Annotated in this window: 14 protein-coding genes; 3 read left to right on the forward strand and 11 right to left on the reverse strand. The window is 59.2% G+C overall.

Annotated features, from left to right (window positions below):
- The first annotated feature begins 563 nt into the window (after positions 1 to 563).
- Together KDW95_RS15185 and KDW95_RS15190 are read left to right on the forward strand one after the other, a co-directional pair.
- Positions 564 to 2780, forward strand: a complete 2217-nt coding sequence (locus KDW95_RS15185; protein ID WP_255852664.1) for a putative bifunctional diguanylate cyclase/phosphodiesterase — start codon at positions 564 to 566, stop codon at positions 2778 to 2780.
- Positions 2777 to 4690 carry a sensor histidine kinase gene (locus tag KDW95_RS15190; RefSeq protein ID WP_255852665.1) on the forward strand — a complete coding sequence of 638 codons (1914 nt, stop codon included), beginning with the start codon at positions 2777 to 2779 and terminating at the stop codon, positions 4688 to 4690. The genes KDW95_RS15185 and KDW95_RS15190 overlap by 4 nt, the downstream gene beginning before the upstream one ends.
- A 317-nt stretch (positions 4691 to 5007) precedes the next feature.
- Here KDW95_RS15190 and KDW95_RS15195 read toward each other — a convergent pair whose 3' ends face one another.
- The 6 genes from KDW95_RS15195 to KDW95_RS15220 form a co-directional block, all read right to left on the reverse strand.
- Complete coding sequence (locus KDW95_RS15195) at positions 5008 to 5769, reverse strand: hypothetical protein (protein WP_255852666.1); 762 nt, start codon at positions 5767 to 5769, stop codon at positions 5008 to 5010.
- Positions 5766 to 6491, reverse strand: coding sequence for a tyrosine-protein phosphatase (locus KDW95_RS15200; RefSeq protein WP_255852667.1), 726 nt, complete (start codon positions 6489 to 6491; stop codon positions 5766 to 5768). The genes KDW95_RS15195 and KDW95_RS15200 overlap by 4 nt, the downstream gene beginning before the upstream one ends.
- A 306-nt stretch (positions 6492 to 6797) precedes the next feature.
- Positions 6798 to 9029 carry a GumC family protein gene (locus tag KDW95_RS15205; RefSeq protein WP_255852668.1) on the reverse strand — a complete coding sequence of 744 codons (2232 nt, stop codon included), beginning with the start codon at positions 9027 to 9029 and terminating at the stop codon, positions 6798 to 6800.
- A gap of 2 nt (positions 9030 to 9031) precedes the next feature.
- On the reverse strand, positions 9032 to 9574 hold the full coding sequence (locus tag KDW95_RS15210; RefSeq protein WP_255852669.1) for a polysaccharide biosynthesis/export family protein: 543 nt from the start codon (positions 9572 to 9574) through the stop codon (positions 9032 to 9034).
- Positions 9575 to 9656: 82 nt separating this feature from the next.
- On the reverse strand, positions 9657 to 10823 hold the full coding sequence (locus KDW95_RS15215) for an outer membrane beta-barrel protein (RefSeq protein WP_255852670.1): 1167 nt from the start codon (positions 10821 to 10823) through the stop codon (positions 9657 to 9659).
- A gap of 81 nt (positions 10824 to 10904) precedes the next feature.
- On the reverse strand, positions 10905 to 11399 hold the full coding sequence (locus KDW95_RS15220) for a hypothetical protein (protein ID WP_255852671.1): 495 nt from the start codon (positions 11397 to 11399) through the stop codon (positions 10905 to 10907).
- A 361-nt stretch (positions 11400 to 11760) separates the two neighbouring features.
- Here KDW95_RS15220 and KDW95_RS15225 point away from each other — a divergent pair, with 361 nt between their 5' ends.
- The gene (locus tag KDW95_RS15225; protein WP_255852672.1) at positions 11761 to 13155 is read left to right on the forward strand and encodes an O-antigen ligase family protein; all 1395 of its coding nucleotides are present in this window, start codon (positions 11761 to 11763) and stop codon (positions 13153 to 13155) included.
- 270 nt (positions 13156 to 13425) lie between these two features.
- Here KDW95_RS15225 and KDW95_RS15230 read toward each other — a convergent pair whose 3' ends face one another.
- The 5 genes from KDW95_RS15230 to KDW95_RS15250 form a co-directional block, all read right to left on the reverse strand.
- Positions 13426 to 13776: a four helix bundle protein gene (locus KDW95_RS15230; protein ID WP_255852673.1), complete on the reverse strand. Its 351-nt coding sequence runs from the start codon at positions 13774 to 13776 to the stop codon at positions 13426 to 13428.
- Between the two features lie 283 nt (positions 13777 to 14059).
- A complete protein-coding gene (locus KDW95_RS15235) occupies positions 14060 to 14422 on the reverse strand; it encodes a hypothetical protein (RefSeq protein ID WP_255852674.1) in 363 nt (120 codons plus the stop codon).
- Positions 14423 to 14823: 401 nt separating this feature from the next.
- On the reverse strand, positions 14824 to 15309 hold the full coding sequence (mntA, locus tag KDW95_RS15240) for a type VII toxin-antitoxin system MntA family adenylyltransferase antitoxin (protein ID WP_255852675.1): 486 nt from the start codon (positions 15307 to 15309) through the stop codon (positions 14824 to 14826).
- Between the two features lie 209 nt (positions 15310 to 15518).
- The gene (gene galE, locus KDW95_RS15245; RefSeq protein ID WP_255852676.1) at positions 15519 to 16577 is read right to left on the reverse strand and encodes a UDP-glucose 4-epimerase GalE; all 1059 of its coding nucleotides are present in this window, start codon (positions 16575 to 16577) and stop codon (positions 15519 to 15521) included.
- A 774-nt stretch (positions 16578 to 17351) separates the two neighbouring features.
- Positions 17352 to 17714: a hypothetical protein gene (locus KDW95_RS15250; RefSeq protein ID WP_255852677.1), complete on the reverse strand. Its 363-nt coding sequence runs from the start codon at positions 17712 to 17714 to the stop codon at positions 17352 to 17354.
- Positions 17715 to 17922 lie beyond the last annotated feature (208 nt).

The following is a 17922-nucleotide window of genomic DNA, read 5'->3' on the forward strand; positions in this document are numbered from 1 at the left end:
CAGCCATAAGCTGAAAGTTAAAGGTTGAAGGTTGAAGGTTGAAGGTTGAAGGTTGAAGGTTGAAGGTTGAAGGCTGAAATTTACCAATCGCTGGTTGTAATGCGTCATTCGTCATTCGTGATTCGTGACTAGTAATTAGCAGGGGCTCCCACTATTGAAGCGCCCTGCTTTTCACTAATTACTACTTACTAATAACCAATTACGACCCGTGATTCGTGATTCGTAATAAGAGGAGCAGCCATCACTCTTGGCTCACGGCTCACGGCTTACGGCTCACGGCTTATGGCTTACGGCTTACGGCTTACGGCTTACGGCTCACTAATCACCAATTACCAATTACCAATCACCATTGCCACCCCTTGCCCCTTGCCCCTTGCCCCTTGCCCCTTGCCCCTTGCCCCTTGCCCCTTGCCCCTGAAAAGCATCACGCACCTGCAAAAAATTTAGCCCCCTTTACCGCTGCAGACGATGTCCGGCGGCGCGATCAACGCCTATACTCAATTGAAAGGAAGCCAGGTGGCCTGCCAACGGCGCCGCGCACGCATCGACAAGGGAGTGTAGAGATGTCGCTAGATGAAGCTTTATTCGATTTCATGCCTGAAACCGAACCAGGTACCGCGCTAGCATCCCAGCAATGGAAAATTCTCAGTGTCGAAGACGATGCCGGCTACCAGGCTTCTCTGCTGTTTGCACTGGAATCGCTGGAGGTCCTGGGGCGCAGCGTACAGCTACTGTCTGCATCATCCGCCTTTGAGGCCACCCAGATCATTGCCCATCACCCCGACATCAGCGTAATTCTGCTGGATGTGGTGATGGAGGATGACGAAGCGGGCCTGCGTCTGGTGGGCACCATCCGCGAAGTCATCGGCAACTCCGCTGTACGCATCATTTTGCTGACCGGCCAGCCAGGCATGGCACCGCGGGATGATGTCATGCAGCGCTACGATATCGATGACTACTGGTGCAAGTCCGAGCTCACCAACGATCACCTGCTGACCGTCATTACCTGCAACATCCGCACCTGGGACCACCTCACCCAGCTGACCCGCGCCCGCCAGGGCTTGCAGATGGTGATCGATGCCAGCGAGTCCATCAGCTCCAAACGGGATATCGCCAGCTTCACCCACGCCGTGCTAATCGAAATCGGCCATATTCTGGGCATCGAAAAGGGCGGCATTCTCTGCGCCTTGCTGCAGACCCAGAGCCCGATCGAAGAGGCGGCCGTTCTGGCGGCAACCGATGATTTCAAGAAGTTCGTCGGCCGGCCCCTGAACGCGATTGAATCCAGCGAGCTGCGCGAGGCTTTCCGGCAGGCGGCCAGCCGCCGCGAACACTGCTTCGTCAACGGCTATTCACTGTTCTATTTCAGCAGTACCGCTGTCGACCCGCGGGAATACCTGGTGCTGATGAAGACCCAGCGCCCGCTACTGGACACCGAAATCAACCTGCTGCAGGTCTTCAGCGAAAACGTCAGTACCGGCTTTACCAATGTCGCGCTCTACAACCGACTGACCGAACTGGCCTACAGCGACCCCCTGCTGGGCATCCCCAACCGCAACTGGCTGCTGCGCGAACTCGGCAACCTGTCACAGGCGGACCGCCAGCAGGCCGAACTGGTGGTGCTGGAGATCGATGACTTCACCGACATCGGCATCGCCTTTGGCGAGCCCTTCTGTAACGACCTGCTGTACTGCCTGTATCGCCAGCTGGTCAGTGCACTGGGCCCGGATTGTGCCATTGCCCGTATCGACCGCAACAGCTTCGCACTTCTGGCTAGCGCCGAACAACAGCTGGATCAGGCATTCTTCAGTCGTTTTCTCAGTGAGCCCCTGGTCATTGCCGATGCCGAGCACCGCATCGCAGCGACGGTCACCGTGGTCGCACTGAGTCTGCAACGCGACCGCCAGCCCGACCAGATTCTGCGCCTGGCCGAGAGCACCGTTGAAACGGCCCACCGGAAGAAACTGGGCTACCTGGCCTACAGCCCCGATTTGGAGCAGGATATCGCCAGCCGCTACGCACTGCTGAGTGATTTGCGCAGCGCCCTGTCCGGGCAGAACCTTTACCTGGAACTGCAGCCCAAGGTACGCCTGTCCGATGGCAAGCTGCTCGGGTTTGAGGCGCTCGCCCGCTGGAAACTGCCCAATGGTGACCAGATCCCCCCCAGCCAGTTTATTCCGCTGGCCGAAACCTCCGGTCTGATTGGCAGGCTCGATCAAACAATCCTGCTGCAGAGCTGCCAGGCGCTGCATGTACTCAAGGCCGCCGGCATCGAGGTACCCATCGCCTTCAATGTGTCCTCGTCGGAACTGATACAGCCCCGCTTCTTCAACCGCATGCTGGCGCTGATCAGGGAGGCCGGTATCAGGCCCGACCAGCTGGAGCTGGAAATTACCGAGACCCAGGCGGTCGAGGATTACACCCGTATTTCGCCCAACCTGCGCAAGCTCATCGCGCTGGGCATGAAGGTCAGCATCGACGACTTCGGTATCGGCTACTCGTCCCTGAGCCACATCACCGATCTGGCCGCCACCACTCTCAAGATCGACAAGTCCTTTATCGACCGGCTGGGCCACTCCCAGGCCGACGAGCAGGTGGTGGAGATGATTCTGCGCCTGGGCGAGTGTTTCGGTTTCAGTATCATCGCCGAGGGGATTGAAACAGAGGAACAGCGCACCGCCCTTGCGAGCCGAGGCTGCCTGCAGGGGCAGGGATACCTCTTCGCACGCCCCATGCCGCTGCCCCAGGCCATCGAGTGGGCAAGAGCCCAGACAGCATGACAGCGCCACTCATGCAGCCACCGGTACGCCGCGCCCTGGGCAACGACCGGCGATTCTCCGCCTCCCTGGTAGCGATGCTGTCACTGCTGCTGATCCTGGTTCTCGCAGGCGGCAGCTTTGCCTATATCGGGCTTATGGGCATGCAGCTGGATGAACTGAAGGCGCGGCAAAACGTGCGGATCGAGCGGGTTGTATCCTCGTTCAGCCGCGAACTCGGACATATCCGCAACCTCACCAGCGTCCTGAAAAACAACCGGGCCCTGCAGCGGGCACTGGCCGCAGGGCAGCCGACGGACCTGGACGACCTCGCCGCCAGCTTCCTGCAGTTTGCCCAGGCCGTGCCGGCCATCTCCCAGGTACGCTGGCTCGATCGCAGCGGTCAGGAACAGGTGCGCATCAACGTCAGCCAGGGGCGGCCCTACCGGGTGGGTGAGGACGAACTGCAGAACAAGGCCCAGCGCTACTATTTCCAGGAAGCCCTGCGTACACCCCCCGGCCAGGTTTACCTCTCCCAGCTGGATCTCAACCTGGAACATAACGAAATCGTGCGGCCGTTCGAACCCAGCCTGCGTGCCACCCTGCTGACCGGCGACGCCGACGGCCTGCACGCCGGCGTGCTGATCATCAACATCAACCTGGCGCAGTTTTTCCAGCAGTTGAGGTCCCTTAGCGACAGCCAGATGACACTGGAGCTGGTGGATGCCCAGGGTTACTGGCTCCTCAGCCCTGATCAGGGCCGCGAATGGGGCCTGCAACTGGATCGACGCGAACTGAATATGGCCAACCTGATGCCGGCGCTCTGGGCATTGGTCAGCGGCCCTGAGACCCACGAAAGCCTGCTGCAGGACGATCGCCTCTGGACCTATGCAGAGCTGAGCTATGACCCCGATGCCAGCAAGGACACGCCCAACCATGCCTTCGTACTGGTGGCGAACCCGTCCGGAGACATCGCCGCAATCCGCTGGCAGCTGCTGAGCAGCATAGTCCCGGCGGGCCTGCTGCTACTGCTACTCGGGCTTGCCGCCCTGCAGCGCATTCGCCGCGCCCACCAGGAACGGGCGCACCTCAGTGACGCCCTGGAACAGGAACAGCAGCAACTGCTGCAGGCCTACACCCGCCTCGAGCAGTCCCACCAGCAACTGCACCAGATGCAGGACGAGCTCGTGGAGTCGCGCCGGCTTTCCTCCCTGGGGCTGATGGTGGCAGGCGTGGCCCACGAGCTGAATACCCCCACCGGTGGCGCCCTCATGGCCATTTCCACCCTGCAGACACAGCTGCACAAGCTACAGGGCAGCCTCAGCCAGGGCATGACCCGCTCGGCGCTGGAAACCTTCCTGAGCCACACCGAAAGTGGCCTGCAGCTGGCGGATCACAACCTGCGCCGCGCCGCCGACCTGATACGCAGCTTCAAGCGCATGGCGGTGGATCGCAGCCACAGCGAGGTGACCCAATTCGAACTGGCCGAGCTGACCCGCGACCTGACCCGCTCCCTCAGCCATCACCTGAAGAAATCCCCGGTCAACCTGCGGATGGATGTCCCCGAATCGCTGCAGTTGACCAGCTACCCCGGCATCCTGTCGCAGGTGCTGCAAAACCTGATCGAGAACGCCCTCAAGCACGCCTTCGCCCCCGGCCACGGTGGCCATATCCATGTACGGGCGAGCCGCAGCGACGACCGGCTGCAACTGAGCGTAAGTGACGATGGCCAGGGCATAGATCCGCAGGTGCGCGATGCCATCTTCGACCCTTTCGTCACCTCCGGGCGCAGCGAAGGCCATACGGGCCTGGGCCTGCACCTGGTGCATCAATGGGTTTACCAGCTGCTCGAAGGGACCCTGAGCGTTGAATCAGACAGCACCGGCACGACCTTCAGCCTCGACATCCCGGTCGAGGTGAAAGGTGAAAGGTGAAAGGTGAAAGGTGAAAGGTGAAAGGTGAAAGGTGAAAGGTGAAAGGTGAAAGGTGAAAGGTGAAAGGTGAAAGGTGAAAGGTGAAAGGTGAAATTTTCCCACCAGATTACTGACGTTCAACTCTTTTCCATACTTTTAGCCGTTTTTTTAACCGGATCTAGCTGATCGTGATTGGCTTTTTTAACGTTTGTGTCTTGTCCCTGCTTTTAACCTTGCCCCTTTAGCCTTTTCCCATTTTCCCTGCTTTTTAACCTTGCCCCTTGCCCCTTGCACCTGCTTTTTAACCTTGCACCTGCTTTTTAACCTTGCCCCTGCCTTTAAAGGCAGATCTTGCGGCGGGTCTTGAGCGGGAATGGCAGGGCATCGCACAGCAGTTGCTGCTGGCCGGTGCCTTGCGCCAGGGTCAGCAGGCGTCGGGCTTCGGCGTTGCTGTAGGCGACAGTACGGCGGATGGATTCAAGGGTCTGCGCCTGTTGCGCAGAGTTCAGCTGCGGCCAGGCCAGCAGGCCGATTTCCGCCAGCCAGCGGTTGGCATCGATACGCCAGGGGCCAAGCTCGAAACCCCGCGCCAGCGCGGTATCGAACTCGGCGTCGAATTCCTGCAAGCGCAGTTTCACGTAGGCCAGCTGCACCCAGGTATAGGGCCAGTCCGGCCGGGCCTGCACCGCGACACGGTAGGCATCCCGCGCCGCCTCCCGGGACGCCCGGGCAGCCGGATCGCCAAAGTAGGCAAAGGCATGCTGCCATTCATGGATACGTCCCAGGCGGTCGTAGTGATCGCCATCGGTACCCGGGTAAAAGCGTACCGCACGCTCTGCCGCCGCCTGGGCCACCGCCCAGGCGCGGGGAGCGGGTGCCGTGCCCGCCTCGTTCCAGTGTTCGATAAAGCTTTCGGCCTGGTAGCTGGCAATACCCGCAATCACCAGGCGCCCACCCGTGACCAGCAGCGCCAGGGCGCAGCACAGCAGCAGCCCCCAGCCCAGGGGCGCCAAGCGGCTTTGCCGACCCGTACCGGAGCGGCGCCGACGCCGCGTCCGGGCTTTGCCCTCGCTTTCCTGCGGCATGTCAGCCGTACTCACTGAAAATGCACCTGGGCGATCTTCCAGGGCACCTCGGTCACCAGCGCCCGGGCTTTGGCTTCGCCGACCACCTCGGCGGCGGCCTCGACGCCCCCGTGCAGCAGCGGCGGGCGGTGCTCGGTGTTATGGGCATCGGAGGCCAGGATGGTGACACAACCCTGCGCCAGCATCTCCAGCGCCACTTCCTGCGCCCGCTCACCGAAATGCCCCGCCACCGAGGCGGCGGTCAGCTGAGTAAGGCAGCCCTGGTCCAGAAAGGCCTTGAGGCGCGACGGGCTGCGCATGATGCCCTTGTTGCGTTCGGGATGGGCAATCATGGGCAGGATGTCGCGATCAATCAGCCACTGGGTCAGGCGTTCGGCGCCAAAGGGAACCTCGCCGTGGGGGAACTCCAGCAGCATCACCTGGCGCCCCTCCCACTCGCCGAGAAACGGCACCTGCCGCTGGCCGACACCGATCATCAGCTCCATGCCAAAACGCACCTCGGCCGCCGTCGCCACCTGCAGGTCGATATTGGCCTCGGCCAGCGCCGTTATGAAGCGCTGCTTCGCCGCATCGATGGTCGCCGGCGTGTTGTCGTAGCGCCCGGGGTGGATATGGGGGGTACACACCAGGTGCGTAATCCCCTCGGCCACCGCCAGGCGCGCCAGCGCCAGCGAGGCCTCGATATCCGCCGCGCCATCGTCGATGCCGGGCAACAGGTGGTTGTGCAGATCAATCATGCCATTCAGCCTGTGGTTATCCTTTGGGGGCCAGCTCCGGAATTCGCAAGCACGCCCTCTCTGCCTTGCCCCGTCGTGAATCGTGAATAACGGTGGCACCACGAATTACGAATTACCAATCACGCCCTTCCCCTTGCCCCTTGCTCCTTGATCCTTGATCCTGCTTTAACCTCGAAACTCGCCGGGGGCTCCTTTCCCGGAATTCGCACGCTCATTCCAGGCTACGCCCCTTGCCCCTTGCCCCTTTCACCTTGAGCCTTGAGCCTTTCCCCTTGCCCCTTGCCCCTTTCACCTTGAGCCTGCTTTTTAAGCTTTTTCGCCCTTGCTGTAGCCGTAGTAGTCGTAATAGCCACCGTAGCTGTAGCCGTATTTCTGCGCCTTTTTCACGTCAACCTGGTTCAGGATCACGCCCTTCACCGGCGCACGGTTCTGCAGCAGCTGGCCGACGCCCTTCTGGGCCTGCGGAATGGCCGTGGCTTCAGACTTGATGACGTAGATCACGGCATCGGCGTGGGTCGACAGCACCATGGCGTCGCTTACCGCCTGGGTCGGTGCCGAGTCGATAACGATACGGTCGTACTTGTCTTTCAGGTATTCCATCACCTTGCCAAAGCGCTCGGAGGACAGCAGCTCCAGCGGGTTGGGCGGCACGGTGCCGGCGCCGATTACATCGATGCCGTCGTGGCTGCTGATGCACTCGTCGAGCTTGGCGGTACCGGCCACCAGGTTAGCCAGCCCCGGCGTACCCACCGGCAGCTCGAAGTTCTTGGCAATGCTGGGACGGCGCATGTCGGCATCGATCAGCAGCACCTTTTCCATCTGCCCCAGCGCGCACGCCAGGTTGGAGGAGACCGAACTCTTGCCCTCGCCCGGCACCGAGGAGGTCACCACCATCACCTTGTGCGGGTTATCCAGCCCCGACAGCACGATGCCGGTGCGGATGGTGCGGATCGACTCGGAGAACGACTTGTCCTGGTCCAGGTTGAACAGCCTGGAAATGGTCTTGCGCTCCTTGCCCTTGATAATCGGCAGGATACCCAGCACCGGCAGGTTGAGCTTGCCTTCAACATCGTCCGTGCTCTTGAAGGTATTATTCAGGGCTTCGAGCAGCAGGGTGATGCCGATACCGGCAAAGAGTGCCAGCAGGCCGGCCAGGGCCACGATCAGGCTCTTCTTCGGCTTGATGGGCGCATCGGGTACCACGGCGCGGTCGACGATACGGGCATTGGCCGCTTCCAGATCCGAGGTGGCCGAGGTTTCCTTCAGGCGGGTCATGAAGGTGTCGTAGAGCGAACGGTTACCGTCGACTTCACGCTGCAGCTCGCGCAGCTTGAATTCCTTGCGGGTAATGTCCTGGATCTCGTTCTTGTTGCGCTCGAACGACGACTGCAGCGAGCCTTCGTTGGCCACGGCCAGCTGGTACTCGCGCTCTATGCCGGCGACCACCTGGTCAACCTGGGTTTTCAGGCTGGCGGTGGCGGCATCAAAGTCCGACCGTGCAGCCTGCATCTTCGGATGCTTGGGGCCGTAGCGGCGCGACAGTTCTTCCACCTTGGCACGGGCACGGGCCTGCTCGGCCTTGAACTGCTGCACCAGCAGGTTGCTCAGCACCGCCGGTACCGAGGCCAGCCGCTCCCAGCCGTCGCTCTTCATGGCCGCTACCTGGCGGTACTGGCTCTGGGCTTCGGCGCGTTCGCGGCGGGCATCGATCAGGCGGTCACCGGTCTGGGACAGCTCGCCGGCCGCCGAGGTGGTCACGCCCTGGATATCCACCAGGTTTTCGCGGTCACGGAACTCCTGCAGGCGGGCTTCCGACTCCTGCAGCTTGTCCTTGAGGCCCGACAGGCGGTCGTTCATCCAGTTGGTGGCGGTCTGGGTCATGTCCAGGCGCGCTTCCAGCTGGCTTTCGATATAGGCATTGGCCAGGGCATTGGCCACCAGGGCCGCCGTGCGCGCATCCGCCATTTCAAACTCCACCTTCACCAGCTGGGTCTTGCCCACCGGCGAGATGGTGGTGCGGCCAATAAAGCTGCGCACCACGGCATCGTGGATCTCGGCCTCGGTCGGCTCCAGCGGCTCCTGTGCCAGGTCCCCCGGCAGGGTAAAGGGCAGCAGGCTCTGCAGATTGAAATCGCGCAGCATGCCGGCGATATCGATCAGCGGCTCGGGCTGCTGGCGCGGATCGAACTCCGGATGCGTCACCAGGTTCAGCTCGCTCACCACCCGTTCGGCCAGGCCACGGGACTTGAGCAGCTCGAACTGGGTCTGCAGGTATTCGTTGCCCGACCCATCCAGGCCATAGACCTGCTCGATGGACACCACCTTGGCAGCCTTCTGCTCGATCAGCAGCGTGGAGGCGGCACGGTAGATGGGGGTAATGGTCAGCACCACCAGGGCCGCCAGCATCATCACCACCAGCGTCAGGCTGATAATGCTCCACTTGCGGCGCCACAGGGTGTTCCACAGCTGCAGCAGGTCGATTTCGTCGTCGCTGTCGGTGTCCTGCAGCAGCACGCGTTCCTTGATGGGATTATTCATACTCAGAAAAAGCTCTGGTCAATGGTAATGATGTCGCCCGGCATGATCGCCGTATCCAGGGAGGCACGCGCCGGAGTGCGGCTGGTATCGCTGTCACGAATGACCATCATCTTGCTGTCGGAGGCGCGTTCGGTAAAGCCGCCGGCCAGGGCGATGGCCTTGCGCAGCGTGAGGCCCGGCTTGAACGGATAGCCGCCCGGGTTCTTCACTTCGCCGTTCACGAAGAATTCGCGGTACTCGAGGATGCTCACCGATACGCGCGGGTCTATCAGGTAGTCGCCACGCAAGCCCTCGGCGATCAGCCGCTCGATCTCGACGGCGGTCTTGCCCAGCGCCCGCACCTCGCCCAAAAAGGGGTAGGAAAAAGAGCCCGCGTCCGTGAGGCGCAATTCCTGCACGCTCAGGTCTTCCTCGCCAAAGATGGTGATGCTGATAACATCGCCCGAGCCCAGCTTGTACTGGCTGTCGCCGGCGGCAAACGCGCCCGCACCAAAGCTCAGCATGCACACAAGAACCAGAACCCGGGACAGGTACCGAACCAGCATAAAAGTATCTCCTAGCGAGGTTTACACAAAGCAAAAAGGGAGGGAATCACCCCTCCCCTTAACATTCACAGACAGCAATCGATCAGAAGCTCAGGGTCGCGCTGGCCTGCACCAGGTTGCGATCAAAGTTTTCCGCCGCCACGTTGGAGTCGCGTTCGGTGTACTTGTAACCCAGGCCCAGGGACAGCCAGCGGCGCATTTCGTAGTTCAGCCCCAGGGCGATGGAGTCTTTCTCGTCCTGACGGTTGGCGACGTTGTCGTAGTCTTCTTCGGTATGGCTGAAGTTGACATCGGTCGACAGGTACGAGCTCCACGCGTGGTTCCAGTTCAGGCTGGTGGTGGTGGTCTCGATGAAGTTTTCTTCCACGCTACCTTCATCGATGCCCTGGCGGGTATTCAGCGTGAAGGTGGAGTAGCTGCGCGGCTGCCAGCTGACACCGACTTCCCAAACGGTTGCGCTCGGGTCCTTGCGGGCGGCGTCGTCGAAGTCCTTCTCCTCGTAACCGATCTTGGCGGTACCGGTGGTCCTGGCGGTCGCATCCCAGGTCAGACCCAGCAGGTAGGCCATGCTGTCGCTGTCCAGGGTATTGAAGGTTACGTAGTCGTAGTCGTTGTAACGCACTTCGAACAGGGCGCGGGTCTTGGGCGCTACTCGGTAGTAGGCCGTGGCGCTCAGGCTGTCGGTATCCCGTTCCTTGTCCAGGTTCAGGGCGCCTTCGTTGTCGTAACGCTTCCAGGCGCGGTTGGCACCGAACTCCAGCTGCATGGTGGCGGATTCGGCGCCATAGCCGTACACGCCGCCCACGTTGTAGCTGTGGTACTTGTCGTTCTCGACCAGGGACGTGGTGTCGCCGGTGTCTTCCTGCTTGCTGTACGCGGCCGCCAGGTCCAGCCGGCTGCGGCTGGTGAATTCCATATGGGCATCGGCGTTCAGGAAGTGGTCGGTATTGTCGTCGTCGTGGCTGGAGTGGTAGAACTCGGAGTTGAACCGGTAGCCCAGCGAGTAGACATTCATGCGGTCCTGGGCGGCCAGCACAAAAGACGGCTCGATGGTGGTGATCCAGCTGGATTCTTCATCGGGGCTCGCCACTTCACGGAAGTTGTCATCGTAGCTTTCAGACAGCTTGACCGTGGGGGTGAACGTCATGCCACCCACCTGGAAGTTAGCCGGTTCGATGGCCAAAGCCTGGCCGGACACCGCCGCTACCATGGCAGCAGGCAGTGCTTTACGTAAAAAAGTAACGCTCATCGGATCCATCCTTGCAGAGGCATGGCGAATAGTAAAAACGGGAAATCGCAGAGGGCCGGTAACTACCGGCCCCGGGCTATATCAGGAAGGGCTGCCTGTGGAAGACGAACCGCCACCGCCGGAACCGGAAGGTACGCCGCTGCCGGTCTGGCTCTGGCCAGTACCGCCGGCCCCGGAATCGCCCCCGGCATCACCGCTGGAGGCGGCGGTCGCGGCAGATGAAATCGCGGCCGCGTAGGACGGTGCTGCTGCGGTGGCGGCAGACACGATGGTAGCGGCCTGGGTCGGAGCGGCCTTGACGGCAGCGCTGGTAATGGCGGCGGCCTGGGCCGGAGCGGCGCTAACAGCGGCGCCAACAATCGCCTGTACGGCAGCAGCATCGGTGGCAACGGATGCAACCAGGGCACCAATGGCAGCCACCAGGGCATCGCCTTCGGCGGCCAGGATTGCGGCGCTCTGCTCGGCGCTCAGGGTGACGCCGGCAGCTTCCAGTGCGGTCAGGGTCGCCTGGTCAGCCATGGCCTGGCCGGATGCCAGGGCGGCAGTCAGGGAAAGAGCTGTAAAAATCTTGCGCATGTTAACGTCCTCGTTTATTTGCAAGTAAAAGCGTGCCCGGCAATCGGATCCTTCAGATCTGGTGCGAAGTCACTCCACACCCACCTACAACTTGGCCAGATAAAAAGCATGCTAAACCGGGCGATTCTAAACACTTGAGCGCGACTTGGCCAGCCATACTGCACCGTAATATCAGCCCCGGCCTGTTCACGCCTTGTTCAGCAGCAGCAACCCGGGTTGCTGCTGCGTAAACATCTGTTTTTATGGCATTTGCGTTGGCATCTGCCCGCCAGGAACTTTAAGATGACGGGCAGTTTCGGCCCCTGGCAATAACCCCTGCGACCCCAGCCTGAACCGGCGTCGCCACTGTTGAGCCCAACCTATGAGCCCCTCGCGAACGCGCCCCGCCCGCGCCCCTCTCGACAAAGCCCTGATGATCTCGACACTGGCACTGCTGGTGTGGCTGCCGCTGCCGCTGGCCAGCAACCAGCAGTGGAGCAACGGCCTGTTCGTGCTGCTCACGGCGCTCATTGCCGGGCTCTGGTGCCTGCAAAGGCTCCGCGCTGGTGCACTGCACCGCACCGATGCCCCGCAAAAAGCCGGTTCCGGCAGTACCGCCCTGCGCAAGGCCCTGCAACCGGCACTGCCGCTGTTTGCGCTGCTAGTTCTGTGCCAGCTCTGGGTGTGCGTGCAGCTGCTTGGCGGCATTAGCCTCGATAGCGGCGCCAGCATCCGCTACCTGATGCTGGGCTGCGCCTATGCGCTGCTGTTTCTGCTGATCATCGGGCTGTTTCACACCCGCGCGCGCCTGACGCTGCTGCTGGCCGTGCTCGTCGTCAGCGGTACAGTACAGGCGTTTTACGGCAGCTTGATGACACTCTCGGGCATCGAATGGCTGCTGTTCGGCCCAAAAGAAGTAGGCCAGGGCAATGCCACCGGCACCTTCGTCAACCGCAACCACCTGGCGGGCTACCTGGAAATGACCCTGGCCTGCGGTATCGGCCTGCTGCTGGCGCTGCGCGATGGCCGGGAGTTTCGCTGGCGCCACCTGCTGGAACTGCTGATGGGACCCAAGGCGCGGCTGCGCCTGGGGCTGGTGATCATGGTCATTGCCCTGGTGATGACCCGCTCGCGCATGGGCAACACCGGCTTCTTTGCCAGCCTGCTGATCGTGGGTGGCCTGTTCGTGATGCTCAACCGCGAACACCGGCTGCGCAACGGCCTGATCCTGGCCAGCCTGATCCTGATCGACGTGCTGGTGATCAGCCAGTACTTCGGGCTGGAAAAACTCAAGGACCGGCTGATCAACACCCAGCTGCAGGACCAGGTGGTGGATGGCCAGGTGGTGAACCGGGCCAACGAAATCCGCGACGATGTGTATATCTACGCCTGGCCCCAGCTACAGCAGAGCCCGCTTACCGGCAGCGGCGCCGGCAGCTTTGAAGCCAGCTTCCAGCGTTACCCGGGCGAGGAAATCCGTTCCCACTTTGACCATGCCCACAACGACTACCTGCAGTTCGCCATCGAATACGGCGCCATCGGCCTGCTGCCGCTGGTACTCTTTGTACTCGGCGCGCTCTACCATGCACTCAAGGCCCTGTGGCGCCGCGAATCCTGGTACCGCAGCGGCGTGGGCTTTGGCGCCGCCATGGGCATCATCGCCCTGCTGATCCACAGCGCCACGGACTTCAACCTGCAAATCCCCGCCAACGCCGCCACCTTCATCACCCTCTGCGCCATCGCCGTGCTGGCTAATGCGCATGTTCGTGATTCGTGATTCGTGAGTAGTAGTGAATAGTGATTCGTGATTCGTGATTCGTGATTCGTGATTCGTGATTCGTGATTCGTGATTCGTGATTCGTGATTCGTGATTCGTGATCAGCGTGCAGGTTACGCCTACTAATTACCAATAACTATTTACCAATTACCAACGATCACCAGTGATTCGTCATTCGTAATTAGCAGGGGCGCCCACTATTGAAGCACCCTGCTTTTCACTAATTACTAATCCACCAATTCCCAATTACCAATAGACAGATACAGCCAATCACTGGCGCCCAATTGAACTCATCAAGCCAGTAATAAGCTTCCCGGTCTTGTCTATCTGATCGGCAAGCGACTGGTCTGGCGCTTTGAAACCGAGATTAATGGCCAGAAGATATTGAGTATCGATCTCAATCAGCGAGCCGCGTGCAATCCGCAAGAACTGGCGGAGTTCATTGGGAGAGCCTCTTCCCGCTCCCTCCGCAATGTTTGAGGGCACTGATACCGCGGCGCGGCGAATTTGCGCGGTCAGCCCGAACCGCTCCTCCGTCGGGAAGTCAGCACTCCATGAGTAAACCTGACTTGCCAAGCACATAGCCTCCTGCCATGCCCGCAGCCTGTAATGCGGTTTCATAGTGCCTCCATGCTAACGACCCAACGACAATGCACTCGCATTCATCTTCAGAATAGACTGCGACTTCAAATCACGCCCTGTGATTCGTGACTCGTGAGTAGTGAATAGTAATTCGTGACTAGTAATTAGCAGGGGCGCCCACTATTGAAGCGGCCTGTTTTTTACTAATTACTACTTACTAATAACTAATTACGACCAGTGGTTCGTTATTAGTAAAGGCAGCCACAACGTGTGCCGCGTACCACAACTTACCAATTACCAATTACCAATTACCAATCGCCACCTACCACCCACAATGGCCAAAGCGCCACCGGACAAGCGAACTAACCGCAAGCGCCAACACCACTCCCGCCATATTCGCCAGGGCATCTTCAACACTGTAAACACGCAACGGCTGCAATTGATGCTGCAGCCACTCCAGCAGTGGCGCCAGGACAAACAGCAGCGGCCAGAGCACCCAACCAGACAGGCGCAGAAATGCCAGCCGGCTGCTCAGGCCAAGCGCGCCAAAGGCCAGCAGATGGCCCACCTTGTCGGACTGGTCAAACAGATCCGGCGGCGGCGCGGCGCGAAAAATGCCGTACAGCAACGCCGCCACACAGCACCCAAACGCCGCCAGGCGCAGGTTATACAGGGTTTGAAGCATTCGTTGTCTTACTCGTGATTTGTGAGTAGTAGTAAATAGTGATTCGTGAATAGTAATTAGCAGGGGCGCCCACTATCGAAGCGTCCTGATTTTCACTAATTACTACTTACCAATAACCAATTACGACCAGTGATTCGTGATTAGCAGGAGCGGCCACAATGCACGCTGATGTTTTTCTAATGACCAATTACCAATTACCAATTACGACCAGTGATTCGTGATTCGTGATTCGCGTGCAGGTTACGCCTACTAATTACCAATGACTATTTACCAATCACCAACGATCACCAGTGATTCGTGATTCGTAATTGGCAGGGGCGCCCACTATTGAAGCGCCCTGCATTTCACTAATTACCAATAACTATTTACCAATCACCTCATGTCGGCTATCAGCCGCGAGCTTAAAGCTGACAGCTTACAGCTGCTTTTGACGGCTGTTGGTAGAGGTAATCGATTTCCCACATCGAATAGATGCGGGATTCCGCACGCATGCGCACGTCTGGCGTTTTGTCTGCCAGCAGCTTGCCGTCGCTCAGAATGCTCCAGCCCAGTGGAATCGGGCAAGCAGACAGATCGACAATACTCAGTTGGTTTTCCGGCAGCTGCAGCGCGCTCTGCCACTCAAGTGCCAGCAGTTCAGGCCGCAACCTGCGCTCCAGCCTATCGGCGATGCGGTCCATAAAGACCACGGCCAGGTCATAATCGCTGTCTGCACCATGATCGCCGCGCGCGCGCGAACCATACAGCCACAGGGCAGCAACATCCGGCGCCGAATCGGCCAGCTGAACAAGGTGAGGCAATAAAGAATGGTCTGTTGGAGCTTGCATAAAGACGATGCCAGTCTGATTGAGCGGTTTGCACAGGACACGCCTTGATCGTACCGCCACAGGCGTCGGATGCAAACCCGGGCGCGTGAAATGACTGGCCGGCTTCCTCGTGACGTCGCCAGTAACCTGCAATGAGCGCAGCGTATTCCGGGAAATGAGCTATCAGCTATCAGCCGCGAGCTTATAGCTGACAGCTTACGGCTTACTTTTTCTTGCCCTTTGTCCCTGCTTTAACCTTGCCCCTTGCCCCTTGCCCCTTTTACCTGCTTTTAACCTTGCCCCTGCTCCCCATAGCCTTGCGGATTCATGGACTGCCAGCGCCAGGTGTCGGCCATCATCTGCTCAAGCCCCAGCTCCGCCTTCCAGCCCAGTTCTGCAGCGGCCTTGCTGGCATCGGCCCAGCACTCGGCAACGTCACCGGGGCGACGGTCGACGATTTCGTAGGGTACTTTCCGTGCGCTCGCAGTTTCCAGCGCCCGTACCATGTCTAGCACCGAGTAGCCCAGGCCCGTGCCCAGATTCCAGATACCGACGCCGCTGTTGTCCTGCATCCAGTTCAGCGCCGACAGGTGACCTTTGGCCAGATCCACCACATGGATATAGTCGCGCACCCCGGTACCGTCTGGCGTTGGGTAGTCGCCACCGAATACCGACAGTTTCTCCCGCGTACCAATCGCTACCTGGCTGATATAGGGCACCAGGTTGTTGGGAATGCCCTGCGGATCTTCACCGATCAGGCCACTGGCGTGTGCACCCGTAGGATTGAAGTAGCGCAGCAATGCAATGGACCAGCGCTTGTCTGAACGCACCAGATCCTGCAGCACTTCTTCCACCATCAGCTTGGAACGGCCATAGGGGTTGGTTGGCACGCCTGTGGGGAAGGCCTCGCTAATCGGCATCTCCGGCGGTTCGCCATATACCGTGGCTGATGAGCTGAACACCAGGTTGAACACCCCCGCCGCCTGCATCGCCTGGCACAGCGTGACCGAGCCGCCGACATTGTTTTCGTAGTACTCCAGCGGCTTGGCTACGCTTTCGCCCACCGCTTTGAGCCCGGCAAAGTGAATCACGCCATCGAATGCATGGGCCGCAAACACCGCATCCAGCGCTGCACGGTCACGGATATCCGCTTCCACCGCCTGCAGCTCACCGGCCTGTTCGGCCTTGCCCGCAACAGCATCAGCCACGATCTGCGCCACCCGCTCCAGCGCTACCGCCGAGCTGTTGCAGTAGTTATCCAGCACCACCACATCGTGGCCAGCACTTAGCAGCTCAACTACCGTGTGGGAGCCAATATAGCCGGCACCGCCGGTTACCAAAATTTTCATTTAATACACCTAGTGATTCGTGAGTAGTAGTGAACAGTAATTCGTGACTAGTAATTAGCAGGGACGCCCACTATTGAAGCGTCCTGCTTTTCACTAATTACTAATTACTACTTACTAATAACCAATTACGATTAGTGATTGGTGGCGCAACCGCTATCAGCTATCAGCTATCAGCTATCAGCTATCAGCTATCAGCTATCAGCTATCAGCTATCAGCTATCAGCTATCAGCTATCAGCTATCAGCTATCAGCCGCGAGCTTAAAGCTGACAGTTTACGGCTGACAACTGCTTTAACGGCTTTCGAATAACCAATGACGACTTACTAATGATCAATTATGACCCGTGAGTAGTAGTTTGTGATTGCTTATCCGCAGACCGACCGCCTGCTGCTTTCTGTTGCTTTTCACTAATTACTAATAACCCATTACGACCATAGATTCATGATTAGCAGGGGCGGCTACAATGCACGCTGAGACTTTTCGAATTACCAATAACGATTTGCGCATCACCAATGGCAACCCGTGATTCGTGATTCGTGAAAAAACAGGTGTAGGCTGACAGCCGTAAACTCTAAGCTGATAGCTTACGGATTTTCATTCGGCAAAACTCAGCCAAACGGAAATACTCTTGGCACCAGCGCGCAGATGCCAACACCGTCAATATGAGTCCGAGGTAGTCATGGGGCGAAAGAAAGGAGGCGCTGGACGGCAAAGGCAGTAGTATGCGGGAACGGCTTTGCATCTACCCCACCCTACTGGGCAATGGCTGTACAATTACCAACTCTTTATCCACCGTGCCCGCTTGTACAACAGGCCCCAAAACATTCCTCCGATCACCGCGCCGGTTACATTGGCGATCGCATCCAAGTGACTGAGTACACGTGATGGTTGCACCCAGTGTTGGATCCATTCCAGCACAACGGCCAATGGGAGCATCAGCCCCCAGAAAAGCATGATATTAGATCGTGGAAAGGCCAGACGGCCAGTGAAGGAAAGTGAGGCAAAGGCCAGCAGATGCTTCACCTTATCAGACTGATCAAAAAGGTCCGGAGGACCTGCTGGACGAAAGATTCCATACAGCAAACAGGCACAGCAGCACAAAAAAATAAACATCCGCAGATTATAGAATTGAGCCATTAGGTCTCCAGAGAACTAGCTATTAACACCCAAGCTATTGAAATCCCTTTGTGGGCCTACTCATCGTACTGCTTGCGGACACAGGAATCCCAATCTTCACGTCGTCCAAAAAATATAGGACCTATGTTCGAGAGTAAGAGGAACCATCGTTCACAGTAACACCATGACTTTACCGAATCCACAACGCCACTGACTCTTGGCAGGTCAA

This window comes from Marinobacterium rhizophilum (assembly GCF_024397915.1).
Classification (GTDB): Bacteria; Pseudomonadota; Gammaproteobacteria; order Pseudomonadales; family Balneatricaceae; genus Marinobacterium_A; species Marinobacterium_A rhizophilum_A.

What these genes read in the sequence shown, in the direction of transcription:
- KDW95_RS15210 (WP_255852669.1), bottom strand. Translation starts at nt 9,574, where the DNA reads ATGCTGGTTCGGTACCTGTCCCGGGTTCTGGTTCTTGTGTGCATGCTG.
- KDW95_RS15225 (WP_255852672.1), top strand. Translation starts at nt 11,761, where the DNA reads ATGAGCCCCTCGCGAACGCGCCCCGCCCGCGCCCCTCTCGACAAAGCC.
- KDW95_RS15230 (WP_255852673.1), bottom strand. Translation starts at nt 13,776, where the DNA reads ATGAAACCGCATTACAGGCTGCGGGCATGGCAGGAGGCTATGTGCTTG.
- KDW95_RS15190 (WP_255852665.1), top strand. Translation starts at nt 2,777, where the DNA reads ATGACAGCGCCACTCATGCAGCCACCGGTACGCCGCGCCCTGGGCAAC.
- KDW95_RS15200 (WP_255852667.1), bottom strand. Translation starts at nt 6,491, where the DNA reads ATGATTGATCTGCACAACCACCTGTTGCCCGGCATCGACGATGGCGCG.
- KDW95_RS15205 (WP_255852668.1), bottom strand. Translation starts at nt 9,029, where the DNA reads ATGAATAATCCCATCAAGGAACGCGTGCTGCTGCAGGACACCGACAGC.
- KDW95_RS15185 (WP_255852664.1), top strand. Translation starts at nt 564, where the DNA reads ATGTCGCTAGATGAAGCTTTATTCGATTTCATGCCTGAAACCGAACCA.
- KDW95_RS15250 (WP_255852677.1), bottom strand. Translation starts at nt 17,714, where the DNA reads ATGGCTCAATTCTATAATCTGCGGATGTTTATTTTTTTGTGCTGCTGT.
- galE (WP_255852676.1), bottom strand. Translation starts at nt 16,577, where the DNA reads ATGAAAATTTTGGTAACCGGCGGTGCCGGCTATATTGGCTCCCACACG.
- KDW95_RS15215 (WP_255852670.1), bottom strand. Translation starts at nt 10,823, where the DNA reads ATGAGCGTTACTTTTTTACGTAAAGCACTGCCTGCTGCCATGGTAGCG.
- KDW95_RS15235 (WP_255852674.1), bottom strand. Translation starts at nt 14,422, where the DNA reads ATGCTTCAAACCCTGTATAACCTGCGCCTGGCGGCGTTTGGGTGCTGT.
- KDW95_RS15220 (WP_255852671.1), bottom strand. Translation starts at nt 11,399, where the DNA reads ATGCGCAAGATTTTTACAGCTCTTTCCCTGACTGCCGCCCTGGCATCC.